A 23995-nucleotide genomic window follows, 5' to 3' on the forward strand; every position below is an offset into this window, starting at 1 on the left:
CCGGTCCCAGGCGAACTGCCCATAATTCAGAGGCTCTGCAGGAACTGCATCAGCGGATCCGGCGGCCGGTACCGCGGCGCTCCGCCCTCCGGGGGCTGCAGATGGCTGAGAGCGTGCTCCTTCATCGAGAGGTCGGCCTCGATGTACATGTGCGTGGTCGCGGGGCTCTCGTGCCCAAGCCACAGCGCGATGACCGTGATGTCGACCCCGGACTGCAGCAGGTGCATGGCCGTGGTGTGCCGGATCGTATGCGGTGAGATCGATCGGCCGAGCAATTGGGGATGGCTCACCGCCGCGGCCTTGACGCACAGGGCAAGACGTTGGGTGACGTTCGAGCGCGTCATCGCCGTTCCGGCCCGGTTCGGGAACAGCAGGCTTTCGTCCGCCACGGGGGCGAGCCGTTTCCTCCAGGACCGCACCAGCACCGCGGTCGAGCGCCACAGGGGCACGCTGCGCTGCTTGCGGCCCTTGCCCCGGAGGTGAACGCAGGGCGACCCGTCGAGCACGGCGTCCCGGACGCGCAGGCCGATCACTTCCGAGACCCGCGCCCCGGTGTTGTAGAGCACGGTGAGGAGCCCACGGTCACGTTGGCCGGTCCAGGTGTCGGGATCGGGAGCCTCCAGGATGGCCTGGATCTCGTCACGGGAGAGGAACCCGAGCAGGGGCCGGTCGAACCGCTTCAGAGGGACGGACAGCGTCCTCTCGATGACGGGCAGCGCCGAGAGGTCGTGGTGCGCCGCGTACTTGAGGAAGGACCGGATGGCGACCAGGCGCGCGTTGCGGCTGCGCGCGCCGTTGTTGCGCTCCGTCTCCAGGTGGTCCAGGAAGGCCAGGACCAGCCCGACGTCCAGGTCGGTGAGGCTGATGGAGGTCGGCGCCTTGCCGACCTGCCGCTCGGCGAACCGGAGCAGCAGCCGGAACGTGTCCCGGTAGGCGGCGATGGTCCGGGGACTGACGTCCCGGTGCTGCATCAGGTGTTCGGCGAAGAAGCGCTGGAGCAGGGTCGCGAACGACGGCGGTGCGGCGGTCTCAGCCATGGCCGTCCTCCCCGAAGCCCGAGGCGAACCGCTCGAACCGCTGCCCGGCCGCGGCCATCAGCTCGGGCACGCCGCTGAGGTACCAATAGGTGTCGGAGGCCTTGGCGTGGCCGACGTAGGTCGTCAGCGCCAGCATGGCGTTGTCGATGTCGGCCCCCTGCACGTGCCACAGCAGGACCCGCCGGCAGATGAAGGTGTGGCGCAGGTCGTGGATCCGGGGCGCCGTATGGCTGCCCCGGGCGGTCCATCCCAGGGCGGCGCGAAGCCCTGCGAAGACGTAATGGACGGTCCGATCCGGCAGGCCGGCGCCCGACGGCGACACGAAGAAGAAGGCGTCGGGGTCGGGCGCGACGTAGCGTTGCCGCACTGCGGCGTACCGGCCGAGCGCCTGCGTGACCGTAGGATGCAGGGGCAGGAGCCGGGACTTGCAGAACTTGGTCCGCCGCACCGTCAGCCGGTTCAGGGTGAGATCGACGTCGCCGCAGCGTAGGTGCAGGGCTTCCGAGAGGCGCAGCCCCGTCGCCGCGATCAGGCCGAACAGCGTCTCGTAGGTGGCCGGCCGCAGCGTGCCCGGCGGGGGAAGCCGCCCGGCCGCCGCCACGAGGTCCGCGATCTCAACCTCGGTGTAGATGTGCGGCGTGAGCCGGCGGTGCGCCCGGCCGAACACGCCGGTGGCCGGGACCTCCGTGCCGGGGTCGGTCCGGGCGAGGTGCCGGGCGAACGGCCGGACGGTCTCCAGCCGGCGCGCCCAGGTGATCGGGGTGGCCCGCGTGGCCTGCCCCCGCGCCCAGGTCAGGATGATCCCGGACGTCAGCGGGCCGGTGTGGCCGGACTGGTCGGCGAAGCGGGCGAACGCCATCAGCTGGGTCCCGGAGATCTCGAGCGCGAACCCGAGGCGTCGGCGCTCGTCCAGGTAGTCCTGGACCAGGGACTGCATCGAGGGGGCCGGCGTCATGGCGTCCTCCCGGGCCAGGGCGACGCCACCGCCGCCAACCGGTCCACGTCGACCTTCGCGTAGATCGCCGAGGTGTCGAGGCTGCGGTGCCGGAGGACATCGGCGACCTCCTTCAGCGGCGTGCCGGCCCGCAGCAGCCGGCTCGCCATGCTGTGGCGGAGGATGTGGACCCGGGACCGTGTCCAGCCGCAGCGCCGATAGGCGTCCCGCGCCGCCCTCCGCACGACCCCCGGACCGATCGGCTCGTCGTAGGGGGCGACGTGGCGGACGAACACGGCCCGGTTCGCGGTCTGCGGTCGCTCGGCCTGGAGATAGTCGGCGATCGCCCGGCCGGTCTCCGCCGGCAGGGGAAGGATGTCGACGCGCCGCGACTTGCTGGCGGCCAGGCGCAGCGTGCCCGCGTGCCAGTCGATGTCCTCGAGGCGCAGCGCGACGACCTCGGCGGCGCGCAGGCCGAGGTCGACCAGGCAGCGCACCATGGCATAGGCCCGCCTGGACGACGGGAACGGCGGGTCGAAGGAGTGAAGCATCTGCTCGACCTCGGCCTCGGAGAGCGTTTCGGGCAGCGCGGCCAGACGCCAGTGGGCCGCGCTGGGAATGGCGCCGAGTAGCGCCTCGACCCGGTCGCCCGAGAGGGCGCGGAAGCGCAGGTAGCAGCGCAGGGCGCCCCCGATCACGGCGACGGTCCCGGCGCTGCGCGGTTCGTCCCGTCCCAGGACGAACCGCCGGAGTTCATCCGGCGCGATGTCCGACGCGACGATGGGTCCGGAGCCGAACCGGCCAACCAGGAAACGGCGAAGGATGTTCACGCGCCCCTCGCGCGTGGTGGCCGCCAGCCCGCCGACCTGGTCCATGTACCGGTCGAAGGCGGCCAGTTCGGTTCGGAGGGGATCCGCCTTCCCGGCCCCAGCCGCAATCGCGCCACTGGCGCGCAGGACCACGAACAAGTGGGAGAGGGCGGCCCTGATCTCGTGCGGCATGCGGCGAACCGGCGCCGGGCAGTCGCACTTGGGCAGATGGTCGGCGAGGAAGCGCCGTGCGGTCATCTCGTCGATGCGGTCCAGGCCGAGCTGCTCGGCGGTTGCCCAGTGGGCGAAGTGGGCAACGCAGTAGACATAGATGCGCGCGGTACTGACCGCGTAGCGCCTGCCCAGGAGATACGAGCAGTACCCAGGAGCGTACGGCCCGAGAACGCTGTCCATGAGCCAGCTGCGCGTCTGCGGCGGCACGATATTGACTTCATCCATGACCATCTCCTGCAAAGGGGGAACCGCCTCACAGGAGAGCACCAGGATTATGCACAGTGCGACTCATACCAAGAGCTCTAAAGATTGACCTGTGCCCAGTCGCGGGTAGCGATGCTCTGGATTTTCCCCTGGGTTGAGGCGAGAACATTCCAGGCGTTGCAGCAGGCATCGAGGATGTCCTGGTATTTTGGGAAGACCCTGTTGCTGAGGTAGTTCTGTCGCAGGAACTGCCAGATGTTCTCGACTGGGTTCAACTCGGGAGCATAGGGCGGCAGGTGGAGTAGGGAGATGTTGTCCGGAAGCTTCAGCTTCCCGCCGTCCTGATGCCATCCCGCGCCGTCCAGAGTGAGTACGGCGTGGTGGCCGGGCAGGACAGAGGCGCTGATCTCGACGAGGTGCCTGTTCATCATGTCGATGTTCACGGTAGGCAGGACGAGTGCGACGCCGACATCGCGGGCCGGGCAGACGGCGCCGAAGATGTAGGCCCACTCGTAGCGGAGGTCCCTGGGCCGGCGTGGCCGGCTGCCCTTGGCGGCCCAGACGTATGTCAGGGTTCCCTGCTGGCCGACACGGGCTTCGTCCTGCCACCACAGTTCGACCGGTTTGTCGCGGGCGTGCTCCGGGATCGCACCGGCGACCAAGTCGGCAAAGTTTTTTTATGCGCCTCAAGGGCATGGCTGTCCTGGTTCGGGTGCTGCGGCCGGGCCGACAGGCGCACGAAGCCGAGGCGGCCGAGGAGCGTGCCGACGGTCTTCACGGCAATCCTCACGCCGAATTCCCGCTCGATGCGCGCGGCCAGATCGCAGCGGCGCCACCGCACGACACCGTCCACCTCGGGGGTCGGCCCTGTGCGTACCCAATCGGCGACCACCTCTTCCTGCTCCGGTGTCAGCAGGGGAGTGCGTCCCGGCGCCTTACGGTCCGACAAGCCCGACGGTCCCTGCGCATTATAGCGATGCACCCAGTCCCGCAGCGTCTGCCGGTCCATCCCGGTCGCGCGTGCCGCGGCCTCGCGGGACGAGCCCTCCAGCAACAGCGCAATCGCCAGAAGCCGCCGAACTGCATCGGCGTCCGATGTCCGTGTCGCCCGCAACCGAAGCTCCGCCGCTCCAAGCTCAAGCCGTGTCAGCGCAACCGCAACCATCCTCAACAATCCATCGCCAATTTCCAACGATGGATCGAATCATACTTCCTCAAATTTGGGAATCCCGGAACCGTAACTCACGAGTCACGCTCTTCGGCCCTTGGTATCAGTCCGAATACCGTCGAAAGTCTTGCAGTCCCTCGCCGCCAGCGCAGAGGTCAGGCCAAGGATGGCGATAATCGACGGCTGCACATAGTTCCTGCTATGGATAGATTCGCGGTCTTATGTAGCAGACACCACCAGTACCGACTTGCCCGGAAGGCTTCGCCCGAGGACCATATCCTTTTCTGATCAAGGAGATAAGGGACATGGCCGAGGCGCATGTTGTCGCCGCCCTGAAGGACAAACGGGCCGAGTTGTCCGGCGTCATCGCCGATCTGGAGAAGCGGATCGGCCAACACCGGGCTGATCTGCTGCATGTTGACGCTGTCCTGCGGCTGTTCGCGCCCGAGTTCGAGCCGGCGGCGATCGCGGCGAAGGCGGTACGACGGCACAATGGCTGGTTCAGGCCGGGCGAACTGGCCCGGATGGTGCTGGACATCCTGCGCATGGCGCCGGCGCCGCTGGCCATCCGGGAAATCACGGTCCAGGTGATGGAGCGCCGTGGCCTGGATCCGGACGACCGGCGGACGGCGGAACTGCTGCGCAAGCTGGTCAACAACGCCCTGAACCGCCAGGCGACCGACCTGGTCGAGCGGCTCCAGGACGGCTCCCTGGTCAGCTGGCAGGTGCGCGCCTGATCAGGCGGCTGCGCTGCCAATAGCCGCAGAAGTCCACCGACGGGCGGGTGCGGGTGACCAGGACGATCACCAGGCGGACCTGCAGGCCGTTGCTGTCCCGCCGGTGATCCTCCTTCCAGGAGGCTTCCTGGGCATAGCGGATCAGATAGACCCCGGAGATGCGGTGATGATGGCCCATTTCGCCCCGGCGGAGCCGGGCAAAGCAGGCTTCCGCCTGGTTGGTGCAGGCCTCGGCGTTGGCATACTCGACCGAGTGGTTGATCCGCCGGGTGTCGAACCGGGCATGCAGCGCGTTCCAGGCCGGGGACTCGTCCGCATGCACCGTCGTGGCACGATCGACCCGGGCCTTGATGAAGCCGAGGGCCGCATCCTCGCTGTCGAACACCGCCGGGACCGTGCCGCCCAGACTGGTGCCGGACAGCGCGCGTTCCCGGATCACCACGACGACCTGGCGCCTGCCGCTCCGGTTCTCCGCCAGGCGCCGATCCTTGCGGTCCTCCTTCCGGTTCTCGGGCCGGACGTATCCGCCGACGTAACAGCCGTCGATCTCGACATGCCGCCCGGCGCCGCCGAGCTGCCGGTTCCGGAACTCCGCCGCCATCGCTTCCCGGATCTTGTGGGCCAGCACGAAGGCGGTCTTGTACTGGACGCCGAGGTCGCGGGAGAGCGCCAGCGCGGCCTTGCCCTTGACTTCGTCGCAGAAGATCACGACCGCAGCCAGGTAGTCGCGGATTTCCAGCTTGTGGAACGCGAACAAGGTTCCCGAGGTCGGGCTGAAATCCCGGCGGCATGCCTTGCAGCGGAACCGCGGCGCTCCGCTGGGCCGTGGACAGGCCCAGCAGGTCGGACAGTCGCAGTGCGGGCACACCGGCGCTCCGTCGCTCTCGGGCCAGCGGATCGTACGGAACATTGTCCAGGCCTCATCCTCGTCCATCCGAAGCACCTGCTTCAGGCTGATCGTCCGGGCGGCGGCGGTGAGGAGAAAGTGCTGCGACATGGGCGAACTCCGGTCCGATAACCGCCCGAGCGTACCGAAACGGGGCAGTCAGCGATGCTGTTTGTTCGTGTTATGTTCTTATTTGCCGCCTCCCCATATCCATCGCGCTGAACCCCTCGCAAGTTATCCTGCAGTCGATCCCCACTTGGTGGCGTCTGCTACATAAGACCGTAGATTCGCATAGCAGAAAGAACTATCTCTTCGCCGGCTCGGACGCCGGCGGCGCCGTGATCGCGGACGCGATGACGATCATCGAGACGGCCAAGCTCTCGGGCCTCGACCCCGAGGCCTATCTCGCGGCGGTGCTCGACCGCATCGGCGACCATCTGGTCAGCCGCCTGCACGAACTCCTGCCCTGGAACTGGGCCGCCACCGAGGCTCTCCGGGCACAAGCCGCCTGACATGGCCGCGATCAGCTCCGTCTTCACCATCGCCCGCGTCGCCGAGATGCTCGGTGAGGACGAGGATCTGCTGCACGAGGTCAATCTCGACATGGAACCCGAGGACGGTGTCCTCTGGATCTACGGCGTCCGAGGCGAGGAAGTCCTGGCGTTCACTGCCTTCGGCATCGAAAACCTGCGCGACCTCATCCCCCTCTACAAAAAACCCGCCCCTGGGTCTTGAGCGGCCGGTTACCTTCCAGCGCATTGTTGGTGCCCGGCAGATCAGCGACGGTATGGCAGTGGAACAGGCCGGGGCGATAGCTGCGGGTCACCTTGAGGAAATGGCCGACCGCCTCGCACAGCCCGCCGGCCCGGGCGCGGTGCCGGGACATCGCGCCGCACAGGCCGTCCAGTCGCCGGGCCACCGCCGACGCCGGCAGCGCCTCGGTGTTCCTGATGATGTGCGCCGCCCGGTGTACCCAGCCGAACGCCCGGGCGATGTCCGGCCACAGATGCTCGGTGTCGCCCAGGGCACGGCCGACCAGCCGGCTCAGCGCCTGGACCTGCCGGTCGTCCCCCCCTTTGCCGCGACCCGCTGCAGACTGTCCGACACCGCCTCCAGCCGCGCCTTCAGCGTCAGTCCGGCAGCCTCCAGCGGCACCCGGCCGTCAGCGCCCAGGGCGCTGCGCACCGCGGCGCAGTAGCCGCGGATCAGATCGCCTCCGGCGTCCTGACCGGCCTCGGCCGCGCGTTCGATCGGCCGGATGCCGCGGACGCGTTTCTTCAGCTCTTTCTTGGCGTGCCGGTCGGCCTCGAAGATCGGACGCGCCGCCTCGCGCAGGTAGTGGAAGTGGCACAGCTGGTGCGGCACGCCGGGCAAGGCCCGGGCGACCGCGGTGCGGATCGAGCGCTGTCCGTCGCTGACCACCCCGGCCACCGGCACGCCGGCGAGTTCGGCGGCCCGGCGCAGCAGCGGCTCCAGGTCGGCGGATGTTACCGACAGCAGGGCCCTGGCCAGCACGACGGTGCCGGACAGGCAGTCGCGGATCACCCACAGCACCTCGTGGCCCATCTGCGGCTGCAGGCCGTCGATCGCCAGGATGACCCGGCCCTGGTCCTTGAACCGGGCCCGCAGCCGGTCGGGATCGCCGGCCGCGGTGGCGACCAGTTCGTCGTAGCGGTCGAGCAGATTGGTGACGCTGCGCTGGGAGATCGCCACGCCGCGCCGGACCAGTTCGGCGTGGATCTCCGGCACGCTGGCCCGGGCGCCGTAGCGCTGCCGGCCGACCAGGGCGATGACGTCCAGGCCAAACTCCTGCTGGGGCAGCGCCAGCGCGCCTTCGGCCTCCGGTCGGAACGCCCGCAGTCCGGATTGACGCAGCGCCGGACCCTGAGCTGCAGGCCGAGCAGCCCGTCCAGGGTCACCACGGTGCGTCGGCTGATGTATTGGCAGTGCAGCCGACCCCCGCAGTCCGGGCACTGTCGTGTCACCGTCTCCAGGATCCGCCACCGCGTCGGCAGCGGCCGCATCGACTGCCGGCCCATTCTCCCGCCTCCCCGTTCACAACCTCACTGCGCTCTCAACAGAAAGTCGGCTTTGCCGTTCTGGTTTTTTCGGCGGGCGTCTGGTTCGTTTGGGCGTCCCACCGCCCGGTGGAGACGGCCGTGTAGATCGCCAAGGCCATGACCAGGAGCAGCCGGGCGAGACGGTCGGGATGCTGGATCTGGGTGTCCTCGACGCCGAAGCCGCGCGACTTGAAGTCCGAGAACATCGGCTCGATGGCCCAGCGGGCGGAATAGTCCAGCGTCTTCAAGTACCCCGGGACGGCGGACATGGCGATGATCCAGGGCTCGGCGTGGCCGGGATCATGGATGACGCCGATGTTGGTGGTCGCCTGGCGCGCCGTCAGCCGCACACCTTCCAGTGCGAAGGCGCGGTCCTTCGCCAGTTGGCCGGTCAGCCTCCGGCCTTCGGCGTCCCGGACGACCAGGTTGCCCTTCAGCCGCAGGCGATAGTCCCAGCCCCGATCCTGGCACCAGCCGATCACGTCGGCGGTGCCATAGAAGCGGTCGGCCATGAGGCAGACGGCGGCGTCTTCCGGCACCAGCGCCACGGCCGCATCCAGCAGCGCTTTCTGGATCGTGAACCCGATGGCGCCCTCGGTCGCCTCCACCCGCCACAGCAGTGGCAGCGCTCGCTCGCCCTGGCGGACCGCCAGCATCAGCACCTGGTGGCGGTCGTTGAGCTTGGACTGGTCCAGGATCAGCACCAGCGGTTCGCCCACCGCGGCCAGCGCGCCCAGGACCTCGCGGGCGAAGGGCGCCATCACCGCGTCCGGGTCGATCGACGGGTTCTTCAGGACCCGCTCGATCCACTGGTAGCGCATGTCGATGCGCTCGGCGTCACGCGGCAGCCCGGCGGCCAGGTCCATCAGGTTGGCGCTACGCACGTCGAGCATCGTCGCCACCAGCAGCGCCAGATTGTTGCGCTGGGTCTTGCGCTGTCCGGGCAGAAGCCGCTGGAATTCGAGGGAGATCCCTTCCGTCAGTACCTTGATGCCGTCCACGATCCGAATCCGCTCAAGAGGGGGCGGATCCCTTGAATCACATGGCGATTCCGGCGGTCAACACTCTTCTGTCAGAAACTGATGGATGGCGAGAGTTTTCAGTTTACACATAAGATGATTTTTAGAAATAATTGTCAATTTGACTGTGCATCTTAGGTAGCCTCTGCTTTCTTGTAATGAAATGGCATCTGCATGGCAGGTTATTACGTTGCCTTAGTTATCCTCAGGCGCGCTTTTACACCCACACTGTTAGGGTTTAGATCCAGCCGACAGATGAAGCCTCTGGGCTGATAGTGCGCCACCACCTGAGCAGCCACAGCCTTGATGGTTTCCCTGCTTAGATCATAGCTGAAGGGGTAGGAGTTATTCTTGGTGCCTATCTTCTCCATCTTCTGATCCAAGGCGCGGATGACATCCAGGGCCAGCTGGTCCACCGGGCCTGTCATGATCAAGCCTTTTTCATAGCCTCGGTATGGCCAGCGTATCCCCAGAGAAGGGCGGCAGATCATACCCTTTTAGTTGTAATTATCTAAGACTTTCAGAGTAGGGGTATTCTCCCAAGGTTTGTCGGAAATGACTGTTGGGCCTCAGGTCCCCTGCACCGGATCTACCTGCTTTGTAAAATGGCGGTCACAGAATCCAGAACAGTGCTCTCCGCAACGGGTTTGATGAGGATGTCCGAGGCCATCTCACGTCCTTCCAAGGAAGCTCGCTTGTAATCGCCAGTGATGAAGACGACAAGGACACCGAGCGGAGCCAGTTCAGCGGCGACGGATATTCCGTCGACAACACCGCTGAGATCAATGTCAACCAGAGCCAGGGCGGGTAGATCCTGGTACGCCATCTCCAGTGCCTTCTCAGCCGTGTAGGCCGGGCCGACCACCGAATAGCCCGCATCTTTGAGCATTTCCATCCATCCCAGCGCGATCAAGGGATCGTCCTCACACACCAGAATGCGGGGGGTGATGGAGTACTCTTCCTGGAAGAGAGGCTTCAAGACAGCGGACATCAAAAATCTTCCCTTCATATCTCATCCAGTACGATACGGGCGCTCTGATTAAGAATGTCTTACCACTATATTGCGATTATGCTGGGCATGATCTTCATATTAATAGAAAAATAACATATACAATTTGATAACTTTGCGTGGCTTTTGCCTGTGTCGGGAAAGATCCAAGCCGAATTGCCTGTGCGGATAGCAACTCGTGGAGGGTTCTGTTGCAAAGTTTTGATGGAGACAAAGCTGCCGCAGGTATAGATCATCCTCAAGCGGCAACGTCGAACAGCGCGTTCACGAAGGCGGCTTGGGCGACGATGTCATCCCCGCCGATCCCTTTCACCTGACCTTTTCTCATCATCGCCAGAGTTTCATAACCAACCAGGGTGCGCCACGCGGTCCGGAACCTCTTGAAGCCCAGGCCGGGCCGGACCAGCCGCTTTACTCGCCGGTGATCTTGTTCCACGATGTTGTTGAGATACTTGACCTGGCGCAGCCTGGCGAAGCGCCAGAGCCGCTTGTCCCATTTCAGGTCGGCCAGGGCCTTGGGATAGGCGGCATTCCTGTCGACCGTGATGGTCCGCGGGTCGACCGTGTTCGGCCGGGCCAGCGCCTTCCGGAAGAACCGTTTGGCGGCTGCGGCGTCGCGCCGGGCGCTGAGCCGGAAGTCGATGGTCTGGCCGCGGCTGTCGACCGCCCGGTACAGGTAGACCCAGCGGCCCTTGACCTTCAGATAGGTCTCGTCGACCCGCCACGAGCCATTCGTCGGGCGCAGATGCGGCCGCAGCCGCTTCTCCAGTTCCGCGGCATAGGCCTGGATCCAGCGGTAGAGGGTTGTGTGGTCGACGGACACGCCCCGGTCCCGCAGCATCATCTCGAGATCGCGGTACGAGATCGGGAACTGCAGGTACCAGCGCACCGCCCACAGGATCACTTCCGACGAGAATTGCCGGCCCTTGAACGGACGTTCCCGCCTTGCCATCCCCGGTATGCTCCTGCCGTCTCCAACCCGGCCCTTCTACCCGATCAGCCGGCCGTTGCAAACCTCGCAACAGAACCCGATCGAGCAGCTGCAGGCCGACCTGGATGCCTGGATGCGCGAGTACAACGAGATCAGAACCCACCAGGGAAGATGGTGCTTCGGCAGGACACCGATGCAGACCTTCCTTGACACCGTCCCCTTGGCCAAGGAGAAGATTATTCAGGTCGCGTGACCTCCAACACGTTTGACCTGCCGGACACCCGCCACGGCAGGACAGGCTGTCAGACCCAGTCCATACTTCTACATGTCATATCTAGCGCTATCTGGCCACCTGCAAGGGCGTACGTACTGCCCTGGCTGTTCCTGTCGGAGAGCGGGCAGCCGCTGCACGGCAGTCGGGGAACTCCTTGATTACAGTGGTAATCCGAGCCTAGCTGGCACCGACTCACTCCCAATGGTCCATCACTTATGCGGGTTCGCCCTGGCCGACAGGAGGCACGACCTAAGGCTGATCCAGGACTACCTTGGACATCGCGATCCTAGGCACATGGTGCATTACACTCGGATCTCAGGCAGCCGGTTCGAAAGCATATGGAGATACTGACGGCATGGCGTCGAAGAAGACCCTCAACCAGGACAATCTTGCGGCGCTGGGCCCGGAACGCCTCGCCGCCATCCTCATTGATGTCGCGGCCGGCAATGCCGAAATCAAGCGCCGTCTGCGCCTGGAGCTGGCCGAGCGGACCGGCGGGGGCGACGCTCTCGCCGCCGAAGTCGGTAAGCGCCTCACCGCCCTGCGGAACGCCCGATCCTTCGTCGACTGGCAGAAGCGCCGGGAATTCCTGAAAGATCTCGATCAGCAGCGAGTGATGATCGTCGACCGGATCGCCCAGACCCGGCCTGACCTGGCACTCGACCTGATGTGGCGGTTCATGGATCTCGCCGAGCCGGTCTTCAATCGCGTTGACGACAGCAACGGCTCGGTCGGGGACGTCTTCCACACGGCCTGCGACAATCTCGCGACCATCGCCGTGATGGCGCGGCCTGATCCGGCGAGCCTGGCGCACCGCGTCTTCACGGCTCTCTCGAAGAACGACTATGGCCTGTTCGACAACCTGGTGCAGGGGATCTTTCCGGCGCTCGGCGAGACGGGCGTCGACCGTCTCAGGACAAGGTTGACCGAGGAACTGACCTCCCGGCCTGGTGGAGGAAACAAGCGGGATCGGGACGCCGATGCCTTCCGTCGGGCCCTGCAGGCACTGGCGGACAGCGAGGGCGATGTCGATGGTTACATCGCGCTGATCCCGGTGGAGGATCTCGATCGTCCATCCATCAGCGCAGCAGTTGGCCGCCGTCTTCTGGCTGCCGGTCGGGCGAAGGAAGCCTTTGCCGCCCTAGAACGGGCAAAGCCGAAGCAACAGGCGGACCGATCGCGCCAGTATGACGAACTCTATGACTTAGGATACCTGCGCGGTCATGATGATGTCTGGGAGGAGGTCTACATCGATGCACTTGACGCGAATGGCCAGGGAGAGCGCGCCCAGCAGCTCCGCCGGGCGGCGTTCGAGGAGCGACTTTCCTCCGGGAGCCTGCGTGCCTACCTGCAGAAATTGCCGGACTTTGAGGACGTCGAGGCCGAGGACTGGGCCATGCAGCACGCCCTCGGCTTCAGGAGCTTCCCGGCGGCGCTGTACTTCTTCCATCAATGGCCCAACCCGGCCTACGCCGCGCAGCTCGTGCTCGATCGCGCTTCCGAGATCGACGGCAACGCGTACTATCTGCTGGATCCGGTGGCACGCCAGATCGAAAGCCGGCACCCGCTGGCCGCGACCCTGCTGCGGCGTGCCATGATCGATGACACGCTCGATGGTGCGAAATCGTCCCGCTACAAACATGCCGCCCGGCACCTTCTCGAATGCCAGTCCCTTGCCACGATGATCCGGGACTATGGCGCGTTCGAAACCGACGAGGCCTTCACCAGCCGCCTTCGCGCCGGCCACGGTCGGAAGACCGGCTTCTGGAAGCAGGTCGCCGAGGTGTCTGGAACGCCGCGCTGATCAGGTCGGCCATTTTGCACAGCCCTGCCGGTCATTCGGCCGCATAGGCAGGGTCACTGGGTAGCCAAAGTCACCTAGCACCATTATCTCACGATAAAGTATTAATTTCATCTTTGTTTCACACCAAATTGCGACCATTCTTTCTCCAACGCAGCATCGAACGCGCCAGGGCAGACCATGCCGGATCACGCGGACGATGATCATCAACGCATTTGGAGAAGCCGCCATGACGTCGTCCCGCACCATCCTGATCGAAGCCAACCGCCTGTTTCGCCAGGGCCTTAAGCATTTGCTTGCCGACACCCGCTTCGCGGTCGAGGCGGAGTACAGCGCCACCGGGCAAGCCGTCGATGGTGCGGTTGCCTCGGGTCTGGTGATCGTCGGCGAGGCTGGCGATCTGCAACAGCTTCGGAGCGCCTACCCGGAAGCCCGCATCGTCGTGCTGGCCAGCGACTTCGCGGTGGATGCTCTGCGCGATGCCATGAATGCCGGTGCCGACGGCTACCTGATGAAGGACGTGTCGCCGGAAGCCCTGCTCCAGTCCCTGGAACTCGTCAGGATGGGCGAGAAGGTTTTCCCGACCAACCTGGCTGCCATGCTGTTCGACATGAACGTCATTGCACCGCAGCACTCGGTCCGTGGCCTGTCTCCGCGTGAGCAGGAGATCCTTCAGGCGCTGGTGACCGGATCCAGCAACAAGCTGATCGTGATCAAGCTCGGCATCACGGAAGCGACCGTCAAGGTTCACCTGAAGACGCTGCTGCGCAAGATCGACGTCAACAACCGCACCCAGGCCGCCATCTGGGCGATGAACAACGGCTTCACCGCCGAGGGCGCACCTGTCCCTACCCGTGATCTTTATGCGGTCTCCGCCTGATCCTTTCCTGAAAATTCTCCGACACTGAAACGGAAGCCGGCCAGGTCCTTGGTGGAAGCGGGCGCCAGGCAAATATCGCAGGAGGAACCATGCTGACGCTGGGTTCAAGAGCAAGATACCACGATCACGACTGCATCGTTGTCGGCCGCACCATCGAGGCGCATTCCCGCTACGACCTTCTGTTTCCCGCGTCGCGCCGGATTGAGCAGAATGTACCGGAAAGCGATCTGGAGAGCTGCCCGGTCGATCCCTTACTTCAGCCGACCGTGCCATGAGCGCGAATGTGACTACCCAGCATGGCAGTCGGCTCCGCAAGGATCGGGCATCATGAGCGAGGAGCCCGGCCTCCAGGGCGTTCCGGCGGGCATGCGCCCTGTCGTTCAGTACTTTATCGGGCGCCTGCTCATGCTGAGAGAGCGGCTGACCTATGAACAGTGGAGCACTTTCGACCGGAGCGCCGATATGATCTGCAACAGCATTCTCAGGCGAATGCCAGTCGATCATCCGGAATCGGCAGTCTGGGACAACCGCTGCAAGCGCGACCAGGACACTTTGCGGTGATCCCCGGGAGACGCTTCGAATTACCAGGCTTCCTCCCCCGGGTCATGCTCGTTGCTTATTCAACGACATGCGGTTGATCTCGGATACTGCCGGGTCGGGATAGGTATCCCACAGCGTGCTCTGGTGGAAAGTCATCAGGCGCTCGGGCCTGTCAGCTTTCACGGATCGATTTCGGGCCGGGATGTGCCGGTGAGCAGCAGGGTGCCGTTCCGGATCATGCGCGGATCCGCTCGGCGACCTGCTGCAGTAAGAACTTCGACAACCGATCTCAATTGGTAACTGCCGTCTGGTGAACCAGCACCTGATCACCTCGTCGGCTGATCTCGACTACGTTTGGTGCGACACTGCCGACACGGGGGCTGGAGAGCACGACGCTCTGGTTTGGGGCAAGAACGGCTTCAAGACGCACGGGCGTGCCGGCCTCACTCTGCGCAACGGTGGCGACGACCCGGAAGCCATTGGGCTCGACGGTGTAGTACGCGATCCCGGACACGTCGCCGAGGTCGATGCTGCGGCCCTCGACGGGCCGGAGCCCGTCCGCTTGGGCGGCGCCGGCGACTGTCAGGGCAAACGCGGAGGCGATGATGGTGCGATGGATGGCCATTGTGATCTCCTGGGGTTTGATGCCGGACACCGAGTTCGATGCGTTTTCCGTTGCCCTGGTAGATGGTCCGCTTATCATCATCGATCAAATAGATCGGATCGATAATGAACATCGACCACGTCAATTTGAGCCGCATCGACCTGAACCTGCTCGTTGCTCTCGACGCGCTGCTCACCGAGTGCAGTGTCACGCGTGCCGCCGCCAGGGTTGGCCTTGGCCAGTCGGCCATGAGCCACAACCTCGGCCGCCTGCGCACGCTGTTTGGCGACGAACTCCTGACCCGAAGCTCGGAGGGCATGCGCCCAACACCCCGGGCACTCGCCCTGGTCGACCCTGTGAGGATCGCCTTGGCCCAGATTACCACTCTGGTGTCACAGGACAGGGTGTTCGACGCCCGGACTGCCGATCGGCTGTTCCGGATCGGCCTGCCGGACAGCGTCGAGGTGCTGCTGGGTCCGGCGCTGCTCGCCCATTTCTGCGAGGCAGCCCCGGGCATCCGGCTGCGCCTGTACACCATCGACCGGCTCCTCGATGAACTCGATGCCGGACGTCTGGATCTCGCCGTTGGGATTGGGGATCTCACCGACGGCGCGATGCACCACAAGCGGCGCCTGCTCTCCACTGACACCTACCTGTGCATGTTCAATGCTGGCAGGGTAGGCATTTCGCCGCCGATCTCGCTTGAGGATTACGTGCGGCTGCCGCACGTGTTGACAAGCCTGCGCAAGGGCGAACGCGGTGTGGTGGATACGGCCCTTGCCGAACTTGGTCTCACCCGCACGGTCGCCCTCACGACGCCGCGTTTCGTGGCGGTGCCGTTTCTCGTGGCGGGATCTCCCGTCGTCACGACCATGCATGCCAAGTTGGCGCGCTACTTCGCCGCCGCCCTCGGGCTCAGCCTCAGCCCGGCGCCGGTTGATCTCCCGGAGATTTCTTTCTCACTCCTCTGGCATGCATCATTCGATCAAGATCCGGCGCATATGTGGCTGCGGCGGACCGTATTGCACGTGGCGGCGGAAGTGGAGCGGGAACACGGATCTGCCTGATACCGAAAACTGGGCAGGAGGATTTTACTACAATCTTCAAACCGGCAGTACAGTGCAGTACGCAAACCAAGGCTTTTTCCATATCACCCTTCTGCGGCTTCAAGGGAATGGAGCTGCACCCCAGCTGTTAGGATCGAACTGTTTCAAGAAGCTTCACCATTAAACTCCCACTGGCCGATCGGCTCGCGGCCGCTCTATCCAGGAGAACACCGAAGTTCTTGACGTGTCGCTGATGTTCAATGATCCCATCAAATCAGAGAAATGGGCTGCGGGGAACTAACTGCTAGGCTCTATGTTCCCAATGATCGTGCAGGATATCGAGGAATGCTCCAGAGCACTGTGGAACTAGATTGATGACGCTCATGGGGCCGGTGCTCTATTTTCGTGGTGCTGAGGCCGGCGCGTGGCGCCTTTCGGCTCTGCTGGTGGCGCACGTAGAGCCGCCGCCGTTGCTGACCAGGACCTGCCGTGCAATGCCGCTGCGCCTTGCCGAGCGATGCGGCTGCAGCCTCTGGCGCTACGACTTCGCCTTACCGACATGCAGCTCGCCTTGCTGTCACGAGTACAGGGTGGGAGATCAGAGCTGGCACATTCATCTGCCGGCCACGGGTGCCCTTCGGATGGCCTACGTGGCATGCAATGGGACGGAGGTGAAGAACCTCTGGACCTGCGGGCGGGAGCGCAACGAGCGTTGGCTGCACCTGGCGGTGCAACGTGGCACGGCACTGGGGTGACAAGCCGCCTGACGATCGCAGACCATATCCATCGGGTCGATCCGGAACGATCCTCGATACGCCCTGCGTCCTCGACAGCAAGGATGAAAACGTCGATCGCTAAGCCTGTTGCTGCCAGCGCTCAGGCCGGTACGCTATCGCAGACCCCGCGTGAGCGACATCGGGAAAGTTCTTGCCAGGCCGACCCATACAGCTGAAGTCAGCCGTTTCGTCGTAAGCGATGCGAGTGCACCCTTCTTTCCGGAACCGGGTCTGTGAGCGAGATTACGCGCGGGTTCACGGGGCACGGAGGGGGCGATGGAGGATGGCGTCAGGCTTCATCCCAGGCTTGAAGCCATGGATGAAGACAGGCCGTATCGGCGGGTCGAGGTGATCACGGGACGGCGTCAACGGCGCGTGTGGACGGCGCAGGAGAAGGCGCGCATCGTGGCGGAGAGCGCAGTGCCGGGCGTCAACATCTCCGAGGTCGCGCGGCGGAACGGAGTGAACCGCGGCCTGCTCACGGTCTGGCGCCGGGAGGCAGGAATCTCCGCTCCGTTTCATCGATCTCATCAGCATCGGCGACAACCAACCATGCTGCCCGCCGGCCGCTTGGGGTTTTCCATGCCGGCATCGATCCAGCGGACTGAGGTGTGGCGGCTCGCAACCGGCGGAGCCAGTCCCGCACGGTGCTCGCTCCGCCGGCAAAGCCACGCTCGCGGAGTTCCCGCCAGAGCCGAACCCCATTGTGGCAGCCTTCGTCCCAGCGCCGACGCAGATAGTCGCCATGAACATCGACCGTGCTGTCTCCGGACGGCTGCTGCCAGCTCGGCAGCCGTCCGGCTTTCAACCAGTCGTGTACCGTGCCTCGGTCCAGACCGAGAGTGCGGGCGATCCGGCTCCTGGACCAGCCTTTCGCATCCAGGGCGACCACCTCGTCGAAACGAGCCTGCCGTGCTGCCTGCTTGTCCAGGCTGTGCTGCTGACGCGTTGTCAGGGGTCTGGGTAAGACGATGGAAACCGGCGGACTTGCTGGTTCCACGGGTACTGGATCCGGTAGCGCCAGCGCTGTGGCAGCCTTTGTGGCAGCGCGGATATCCCGATGGTGACGGTTGAGAGCGTTGCCCACGGCGTCGCCCAGATTGCGCAGCAGGTGGAACCGGTCGGCAACCTGGATCGCCTGCGGAGCGCCGGTGTGAACGCCGTCGGCAAAGGCTCCGGCCCGGTCGCGAGCGACGATCTCGACGCCGGGATGCGCCTTCAACCAGGCGGCGACGGTCTCAGCCGTGCGGTCGGGCAGCAGGTCGATCGGCCGGTTGGCACGCTCGAGATCAATGATAATGGCGCCGTAGCGCCTGCCACGGCGCCAGGCCCAGTCATCGATGCCGATGACGCGCGCCGGCAGCGCCGGTTCGACCGGAACGGCCCGGATCAGACGCAGCAGGGTGTCGCCGCTAACCGGCATGGCGAGCCGGCTCGCCAGGCGGGAGCCCAGTTCGCCGCCCGCACCCAGCGCCAGGGAACGCTGGACGTCGGCGAGCCGGACGGTGCGCCGTTTGCGATCCGGCACCGCCGCCGACAGGCGCTCGGCGAAGATCCGGCGCGGGCAGTCCGATTGGAGGCAGCGGAAGCGGCGGATCTGGAGGGACAGTGAGACGATGCGCCCCATCAGGGGAAGGTCGGCGACACGGCGGATGTAGCGGCCGTGAACCCGTCCCGACGGCATGGCGCACATCGAACAGCAGGCGGTCAGGTCAGCCGATCGGGCATGCACGGTGACGAGCCCGGAATTGACCTCGACACGGTCAACGACGATCCCGTCCGGCAACAGGGACAACAGGGGTTCGGTGATCAAGAGCGATACACGTTGAGAGGGAGCTGATGCCCTTTATGTGAGCATCCCAGCAGCTCTCCGCATCAAGCTCCACCGAGTTTGCGGAAGGGCCCCTTTTACTTCGCCCAAGTTGCCGGAACTTCATTCGCCGTTGACAGCAGTAGCCCTTCGTCATCTCCGAACCGGTATCATGCCGTGCTGCGAGGACGACCCTTTGCGACGGAATTCCCCTGTACGGCCGGCTGTGGGTTACCCTCTGCCGGGAGCGCGCGTTCGGGCGGCAGCTCGACCGTCACCTCGGTGCCGATAGCGGGCTCACTCGACATCCTGATCGTGCCGCCATGACTCTCCACCAGCTGGCGCACCAGCGGCAGTCCCAACCCGGTCCCCTGGGCCGGACGCGCCCGCTGGCTGTCGGACTGCTCGAACGGCAGGAAAACGCGCGCCAAGTCCCCAGCCGGGATGCCGATGCCGGTGTCGGTGACGATGACGACCGTGCGGCCGTCGGCGAGCGTCTCCACCGCCACCTCGATCCGACCGCCCGCGGGCGTGAACTTGACCGCGTTGGAAAGCAGGTTGTCCAGGACCTGGCGGAGCCGCAGCGGGTCGCCCAGTACCATCACGCCGCCGGCGACCGACGTGAGATCGACCGTGACGCCGGCGGCGCTGGAGGCTTCCCGCAGCCCCCGGATCGCCTCGGCCGCCAACCTGTCCAGGGCGACCACTTCTTCCCGGAGCTCCAGCTTGCCGGCGTCGAGCTTGGCCAGGTCGAGGATGTCGTTGATCAGCGCCAGCAGGCGCTGGCCGGACAGGTGGATGTCGCCGACATACTCCGCCTGGCGGCCGGGCAGACGGCCGAAGATGCCGCTCGCCAGCGCTTCCGAGAAGCCGAGGATGGCGTTCAGCGGCGTGCGCAGCTCGTGGCTGACATTGGCCAGGAAGTTGGACTTGGCCGTGTCGGACCGCACGGCCGCGTCGCGTGCGATGACGAGGGTCTCGCTCAGGTCCCGGAGCTGCCGGTTGGTTGCCTGGAGCTCCTTCTCGGAGCGCATGTGGCTGCGCATCAGCCATGCCAGCGCCCCCACCAGAACGATGAAGCCGGCGCCGTAGCCCAGCAGCTTCATCTGGAAGACGCTGACCTGGTGCTGTAGCCGCCCGACCAGCGTGTTCTGCTGCTCTCCCATGGCAAGCTGCATGCGCCAGTGGATGGCCACCGCCTCCTCGGCCCTGCGGTCTGCCATTGCCCGGAAAGCGGCCGGATCGGACCGGAGCAGCGGCAGGTCACGGTCGATCCGGTCGAGAACCCGCCGGATTTCCGCCGCACCGGCCTCGCGCCCGGCAGCCCAGGTGTGCCACCCGGCGCTGTCCGGCTCCGGGAAGGCGTTGAGCCGGGTGAACACGTTGTCGAGGCGGAGCTCCACCTCCTCAATGACTTCCGGCTGACTGCCCGGCTCAAGGTCACGGACAGCCACCTGGAAGCGCAGCAGATCGGCGGAGAGTTCGCCATCGTACCGGTCCCCCGCACCACTGGAAACCTCGACCGAGCGCTGGATCCCGATCAGGTCGGGGATCAGCATCGGCATGCTGCACAGCACCAGCACGAAGGACACCGTCCAGACGATCTTGCCCAGACCCATGAGAGACTTCCCATGCCTGCGGATCAGCACAGGATGCATCAGGCCCATCAGAAATGTGCGAAACCTGAGGGATTATGCTTTACGGTCAGTTAAGACTGTGTGAAGCCGGGCTCGTGCTCCCTCGGAAGGCCATGCAGCGGGTCGTAAGCCGCGGGCACGGGGATGTCCCGCTGCGTGTCAGGCGGAGACCAGCTGAAGGCCGCGGGTCGGTGTGCCCGAGCTTTCCGAGAAGCCGTTGTTCATGGCCCAGATTGCCGCCTGGGTGCGGTTGTTGACGTCGATCTTGCGCAGCAGGGTCTTCAGGTGGACCTTGACGGTCGCCTCGGTGATGCCTAGCCGGATCGCGATCAGCTTGTTGCTGGCCCCCGTGACCAGCAGCTGCAGGATCTCCTGCTCGCGGGGCGACAGGCCGCGGACCGAGTTCAGGGGCGACGGTGCGCTGCTGATGTCGAGCAGCATCGCCGCGAGGTTGGTCGGGAACACCCTCTCGCCCAACATGACCAACTGGAGCGACTGGATCAGCGCTTCCGGCGAGACGTCCTTGCTCAGAAAACCGTCCGCACCGGCCCCCATGGCGGCGCGCAGCACATCGACCGACAGGTCGCCGGCCAGCACGACGATCCGGGCTGCGGGATAGGCATCCCGGAGTTGCTGCAGGTCGGTCTCGATCGTCACCGACTGTCCCGTGATCACCAGCTCCGGGGTTCCGGCAGCCTCTCCGGCAGACAAGGCCAACTCGACCGTGCTGAACTCGGCACCCGTCTCGAAGCAGGTGCCGGAAAGCAGATGCTTCAGGCCCTGGCGGAACAGCCGGTTGGGTTCGATCAGGATGGTGCGGGAAGACGTCATGGCGGCTCTCCAGATGCGTTGGTGATCGAACGGCTGCTGGCTCCGAGGCGGTAGGGTACGGCGCGTTCGATGCTGCGTTGGAGAGACACTGCCCGAAAAATGTCACGCAATAAAGAGAAAGTTAATACTTTGTCGCGGATAAATGGTTCTATGCGGACTGCTGGATCTGCCAGGATCGCTTCAGCCTTTCAGCCTGATCGACCACTCTTATTGCGCAGGGGTGGTCGACGAAGAGCATAGGTCGCTGTCTTCCACGCCTGGCTTCCCAACGGTCGATAACCCTTCGTTAACCCTGATCCGCTAGAAAAGCCAAGCCGGCCAGTTCCCTCCTGTTATGGTCGGTAAAGTGAAGTAGACCTCTTCTGTGGTTCTTACAATTAGCTCGCTTGGGCGACGGGACGAAGGTAGCACGTCCCGTCGTTCAGTGTGCCTAGCCGGCGTCCTCCCAATTCGTGTAGGGATGATGCCACTCACTGCCGGTAGCCGCCGCGTGAGTCAGTCGAGCCGGGCCATCGAGCACGGCGACACAGGCCGCCACGGTTGTACGTCAATCCTGTTCGCGGGGACCCGCCTGCACAAGCGAGGCGCGGAAGGTGGGCGGAACAGGATTGATGCCCACATCCGGAAGACATCCTGCTTGGCCTCCCTTGGTTCCAGAATGGAACCGGGGAGATGCCCATCGGCGAGATCCTTAGATCTCCACTCTCATCACAGTTGACGGCATCATTTTGCGCTCTTCACGGCCATCTGACACGCCTCTCCCGTCGCTGTCATGTCTGCAGAAAAGTAGCTGATGCATCGCACGACAACCCCCTGCAGGGCAGGATCTGTGAACCGCACCGAATTTGCCGGAGGCCATTCGGATTGAGTCAGGTCGCCATAGCGGCGTCCTCGGCCTGAGCATGACAGCCGACAGGGAGATGCCTGGGTGCTTGGCACTGCCCGGGCAACCCCACGCGGTCAGCAACCCGTGCGTATGAGTTATGATCTGGGCGCGGCGGGACCGGAAACTGGCACAGCCCGGACTGACGCCGATGCCCGGTCACGCCTCCGGAGGCCCGAACAGCCCGACCCCGGCGATGCGCCGGGCGACGACCGGCACCCAGCGGTTCAGGTCGTGCCGGTTCGCGGGGCTGAGGCTGGGGTCGCGCCGCAGCGCCGCCCGAAACCAGGTCTGCCGCACACCCGGTCCTGCCCGCTCCAGCGCCGCGATGCACTCCGGCAGCGACCCTGGTCCGGCCCGGGCGCGCAGCCTGGCCTCCAGCGTCGTCAGCAGGTCGTAACGTCGGCGCCGCCGCTCGATCGCGTCGCCGAGAGGGCCGCGGAAATCGCCGACGGTCGGCATCCGCCGCCATGCCCAGCGCTCCCAGATCGTCCGGTACGCCCGCATCCACAGGTCGCGCGGCCACGCCGCCATGACCTCGGCGTCCAGTTCCAGCGCGCGCCGGTCCAGCAGATCGAGCCGGTGGCGGTCGGCCAGGGTCACCAGGGCATCCACGATCTCGGCCGGGCGGCCCGGCTCCAGGTCCCGGCGCGCCTCCGCCACGGCCACCCCGAGTGCTTCCCGGAACGTCTCCGGGATCTCCACGGCGTCGAGCCAGAACGGTTCCCGCGCGGTCCGCGCGGCAAACGCGTCCACGTCCTCCGCTGGTGCTGTACCGGCATCGCCGGCCGGCGCCGTGCCGGGGGCAAGGGGGATCACATCGCCCACGGCGTCAGCCCTCCATCCAACCATCCACGGCTTCGCCCCGGCGCGCCATCATGCTGGCCAGCACCTCGCGGCCGAGCGCCGCGTTGCGTTCCCGCTGCTCCGCGTAGTAGCCGCGCGGCGCCGGCCGCGGCGGCGGGGCCTGGGTTTCGCGGGGCGGCACGGCCGAGGCGACCGGACGGCGGCCCGGCGCGCGCTCGGCCAGCGCCCAGCGGCGCCACGCCGCCGAGGGATCGGCATAGCGCAGACCCCGCGCCCGTGATCCGCAGACGAACACCTCGGTCATGTACCGGGCGTCCAGGTCGGGCCGGTGCCCGGCGAGCCAGGCGAGATCGCCGGCGTCCGGCTGCCAGTCGGCCGGCACCGGACAGTTCCGGTCGTCGCCGCCGTTCGGCACCGCGACGCTGCCCGGTGTCTGCTCCCGGCAGTGACAGCTCACGCACCGCAAGTTGGCGTCGCTGGAGGAATCGTTGTTCAGGAGAGTCTGTTCCCGGTGTGCGCCGTCCGTCACACCGGCTGGTGCCGGAACGATCACAGCCTCCGGTGCGGGCGTGACCGGCCCGGTCACGTCAGGCGCCGCGGGTTTCGCCGGCGGGGGCCCGGCCGGTGGCGGATAGTCCCCCACGGCCGCGTCCTGGCCGCCATCGCGCGCCGCGCCCCGCGCGCCGCCGGTGGAGGGACCGGGCCTGGGCTTGCCGGAGGTATCGGCGGCACCGTCCTCCGAGCCGGCGAGGTCGGGCAGGTGGTAGCGGCAGGCCAGGTTCCAGCCGTCGCGGTCGGCCCGGTACTCCTTCTCGACCAGCCCGCCGGGCTCGCACAGCCGGGCGAGCACGCGGCACACCCACTCGCGCGAGCGCCGGAGCAGGCCGGCCAGCGTGCGCTGGCGCACGACGCACACGCCGTCGGGGCCGGCATGCACGGCGAGAACTGTCAGCACCGCCAGTTCGTCGACGCCGACGCCGGGGTCCTCGAGCCAGCGTGCGGGCACACGGGCGAAACGTCCGGCAGCGGCCGGGGCGGAGATGTCGGCGTGGTCGGTCGGCATGGTGACCTCCATGCG

General features: G+C 65.7%; 22 protein-coding genes and 4 pseudogenes. 10 read left to right on the top strand and 16 right to left on the bottom strand.

Annotated features, from left to right (window positions below; genetic code table 11):
* Nucleotides 1-26: 26 nt before the first annotated feature.
* The 4 genes from JL101_RS29795 to JL101_RS29810 all read right to left on the bottom strand — a co-directional run bounded on the left by JL101_RS29795 (nt 27) and on the right by JL101_RS29810 (nt 4383).
* Nucleotides 27-1037 carry a tyrosine-type recombinase/integrase gene (locus tag JL101_RS29795; protein WP_203104167.1) on the bottom strand — a complete coding sequence of 337 codons (1011 nt, stop codon included), beginning with the start codon at nt 1035-1037 and terminating at the stop codon, nt 27-29.
* Nucleotides 1030-1992 (bottom strand): tyrosine-type recombinase/integrase, encoded by a 963-nt coding sequence (locus JL101_RS29800; protein WP_203104165.1) that lies wholly within the window; start codon nt 1990-1992, stop codon nt 1030-1032. The genes JL101_RS29795 and JL101_RS29800 overlap by 8 nt, the downstream gene beginning before the upstream one ends.
* On the bottom strand, nt 1989-3239 hold the full coding sequence (locus JL101_RS29805) for a tyrosine-type recombinase/integrase (RefSeq protein ID WP_203104163.1): 1251 nt from the start codon (nt 3237-3239) through the stop codon (nt 1989-1991). Before JL101_RS29805 ends, JL101_RS29800 begins: the two co-directional genes overlap by 4 nt.
* Before the next feature lie 77 nt (nt 3240-3316).
* Nucleotides 3317-4383, bottom strand: a protein-coding gene (locus tag JL101_RS29810) for an IS630 family transposase (RefSeq protein WP_203104661.1) whose coding sequence is annotated in 2 segments (ribosomal slippage) — nt 3317-3897 and nt 3897-4383 — 1068 coding nt in all. Because the reading frame shifts where the segments join, the coding sequence is not laid out codon by codon here.
* Nucleotides 4384-4691: 308 nt separating this feature from the next.
* Here JL101_RS29810 and JL101_RS29815 point away from each other — a divergent pair.
* Nucleotides 4692-5123 carry a hypothetical protein gene (locus JL101_RS29815; RefSeq protein WP_203104613.1) on the top strand — a complete coding sequence of 144 codons (432 nt, stop codon included), beginning with the start codon at nt 4692-4694 and terminating at the stop codon, nt 5121-5123.
* On the opposite strand, the gene JL101_RS29820 is transcribed toward JL101_RS29815, so the two are convergent.
* On the bottom strand, nt 5101-6120 hold the full coding sequence (locus tag JL101_RS29820; protein ID WP_203104615.1) for an IS1595 family transposase: 1020 nt from the start codon (nt 6118-6120) through the stop codon (nt 5101-5103). The genes JL101_RS29815 and JL101_RS29820 overlap by 23 nt on opposite strands.
* A 185-nt stretch (nt 6121-6305) precedes the next feature.
* Here JL101_RS29820 and JL101_RS29825 point away from each other — a divergent pair.
* Together JL101_RS29825 and JL101_RS29830 are read left to right on the top strand one after the other, a co-directional pair.
* Nucleotides 6306-6521, top strand: a pseudogene (locus JL101_RS29825) (transposase domain-containing protein); the annotation flags it as partial.
* 1 nt (nt 6522) lies between these two features.
* Nucleotides 6523-6744 (top strand): hypothetical protein, encoded by a 222-nt coding sequence (locus tag JL101_RS29830; protein WP_203104643.1) that lies wholly within the window; start codon nt 6523-6525, stop codon nt 6742-6744.
* Nucleotides 6745-6757: 13 nt separating this feature from the next.
* Here JL101_RS29830 and JL101_RS29835 read toward each other — a convergent pair.
* From JL101_RS29835 to JL101_RS29855, 5 genes and pseudogenes are all read right to left on the bottom strand, one after another.
* Nucleotides 6758-7961 (bottom strand): annotated as a pseudogene (locus JL101_RS29835) (ISNCY family transposase); the annotation flags it as partial.
* 122 nt (nt 7962-8083) lie between these two features.
* Nucleotides 8084-9073, bottom strand: coding sequence for a transposase (locus JL101_RS29840; RefSeq protein ID WP_407697456.1), 990 nt, complete (start codon nt 9071-9073; stop codon nt 8084-8086).
* A 200-nt stretch (nt 9074-9273) separates the two neighbouring features.
* Complete coding sequence (locus JL101_RS29845) at nt 9274-9522, bottom strand: hypothetical protein (RefSeq protein WP_203103798.1); 249 nt, start codon at nt 9520-9522, stop codon at nt 9274-9276.
* A 155-nt stretch (nt 9523-9677) separates the two neighbouring features.
* A complete protein-coding gene (locus tag JL101_RS29850) occupies nt 9678-10079 on the bottom strand; it encodes a response regulator (protein ID WP_203103796.1) in 402 nt (133 codons plus the stop codon).
* Between the two features lie 256 nt (nt 10080-10335).
* Nucleotides 10336-11049, bottom strand: a complete 714-nt coding sequence (locus tag JL101_RS29855) for an IS6 family transposase (RefSeq protein WP_203103794.1) — start codon at nt 11047-11049, stop codon at nt 10336-10338.
* A gap of 79 nt (nt 11050-11128) precedes the next feature.
* Between JL101_RS29855 and JL101_RS29860 the strand changes: the two are divergent.
* From JL101_RS29860 to JL101_RS29880, 5 genes and pseudogenes are all read left to right on the top strand, one after another.
* Nucleotides 11129-11281, top strand: a pseudogene (locus tag JL101_RS29860) (IS481 family transposase); the annotation flags it as partial.
* A 376-nt stretch (nt 11282-11657) separates the two neighbouring features.
* The gene (locus JL101_RS29865) at nt 11658-13106 is read left to right on the top strand and encodes a DUF6880 family protein (RefSeq protein WP_203103790.1); all 1449 of its coding nucleotides are present in this window, start codon (nt 11658-11660) and stop codon (nt 13104-13106) included.
* A 196-nt stretch (nt 13107-13302) separates the two neighbouring features.
* The gene (locus JL101_RS29870; protein ID WP_228435582.1) at nt 13303-13983 is read left to right on the top strand and encodes a LuxR C-terminal-related transcriptional regulator; all 681 of its coding nucleotides are present in this window, start codon (nt 13303-13305) and stop codon (nt 13981-13983) included.
* An 89-nt stretch (nt 13984-14072) separates the two neighbouring features.
* On the top strand, nt 14073-14258 hold the full coding sequence (locus JL101_RS29875; protein ID WP_203103788.1) for a hypothetical protein: 186 nt from the start codon (nt 14073-14075) through the stop codon (nt 14256-14258).
* Between the two features lie 52 nt (nt 14259-14310).
* Nucleotides 14311-14544: a hypothetical protein gene (locus tag JL101_RS29880; protein ID WP_203103786.1), complete on the top strand. Its 234-nt coding sequence runs from the start codon at nt 14311-14313 to the stop codon at nt 14542-14544.
* A 268-nt stretch (nt 14545-14812) separates the two neighbouring features.
* Here the strand turns inward: JL101_RS29880 and JL101_RS29885 are convergent, their stop codons facing one another.
* Nucleotides 14813-15148: a hypothetical protein gene (locus JL101_RS29885; RefSeq protein WP_203103784.1), complete on the bottom strand. Its 336-nt coding sequence runs from the start codon at nt 15146-15148 to the stop codon at nt 14813-14815.
* Nucleotides 15149-15252: 104 nt separating this feature from the next.
* On the opposite strand from JL101_RS29885, the gene JL101_RS29890 reads away from it, so the two are divergent.
* Both JL101_RS29890 and JL101_RS37020 read left to right on the top strand, forming a co-directional pair.
* Nucleotides 15253-16194, top strand: coding sequence for a LysR family transcriptional regulator (locus tag JL101_RS29890; RefSeq protein WP_211111312.1), 942 nt, complete (start codon nt 15253-15255; stop codon nt 16192-16194).
* 1070 nt (nt 16195-17264) lie between these two features.
* A pseudogene (locus JL101_RS37020) lies at nt 17265-17393 on the top strand (hypothetical protein); the annotation flags it as partial.
* A gap of 34 nt (nt 17394-17427) precedes the next feature.
* Here JL101_RS37020 and JL101_RS29900 read toward each other — a convergent pair.
* From JL101_RS29900 to JL101_RS29920, 5 genes are all read right to left on the bottom strand, one after another.
* The gene (locus JL101_RS29900; protein WP_203103782.1) at nt 17428-18762 is read right to left on the bottom strand and encodes an ISL3 family transposase; all 1335 of its coding nucleotides are present in this window, start codon (nt 18760-18762) and stop codon (nt 17428-17430) included.
* Nucleotides 18763-18929: 167 nt separating this feature from the next.
* Entirely contained in the window at nt 18930-20378 is a 1449-nt protein-coding gene (locus tag JL101_RS29905; protein WP_203103780.1) for a sensor histidine kinase, read from the bottom strand.
* Between the two features lie 177 nt (nt 20379-20555).
* Nucleotides 20556-21227 carry a LuxR C-terminal-related transcriptional regulator gene (locus JL101_RS29910; protein ID WP_203103778.1) on the bottom strand — a complete coding sequence of 224 codons (672 nt, stop codon included), beginning with the start codon at nt 21225-21227 and terminating at the stop codon, nt 20556-20558.
* Between the two features lie 1042 nt (nt 21228-22269).
* Complete coding sequence (locus JL101_RS29915; protein ID WP_203103776.1) at nt 22270-22938, bottom strand: hypothetical protein; 669 nt, start codon at nt 22936-22938, stop codon at nt 22270-22272.
* Nucleotides 22939-22942: 4 nt separating this feature from the next.
* Nucleotides 22943-23980 (bottom strand): hypothetical protein, encoded by a 1038-nt coding sequence (locus tag JL101_RS29920; protein WP_203103774.1) that lies wholly within the window; start codon nt 23978-23980, stop codon nt 22943-22945.
* Nucleotides 23981-23995: the final 15 nt, after the last annotated feature.

It is taken from the genome of Skermanella rosea, assembly GCF_016806835.2.
In the GTDB taxonomy this organism is placed as follows: Bacteria; Pseudomonadota; Alphaproteobacteria; order Azospirillales; family Azospirillaceae; genus Skermanella; species Skermanella rosea.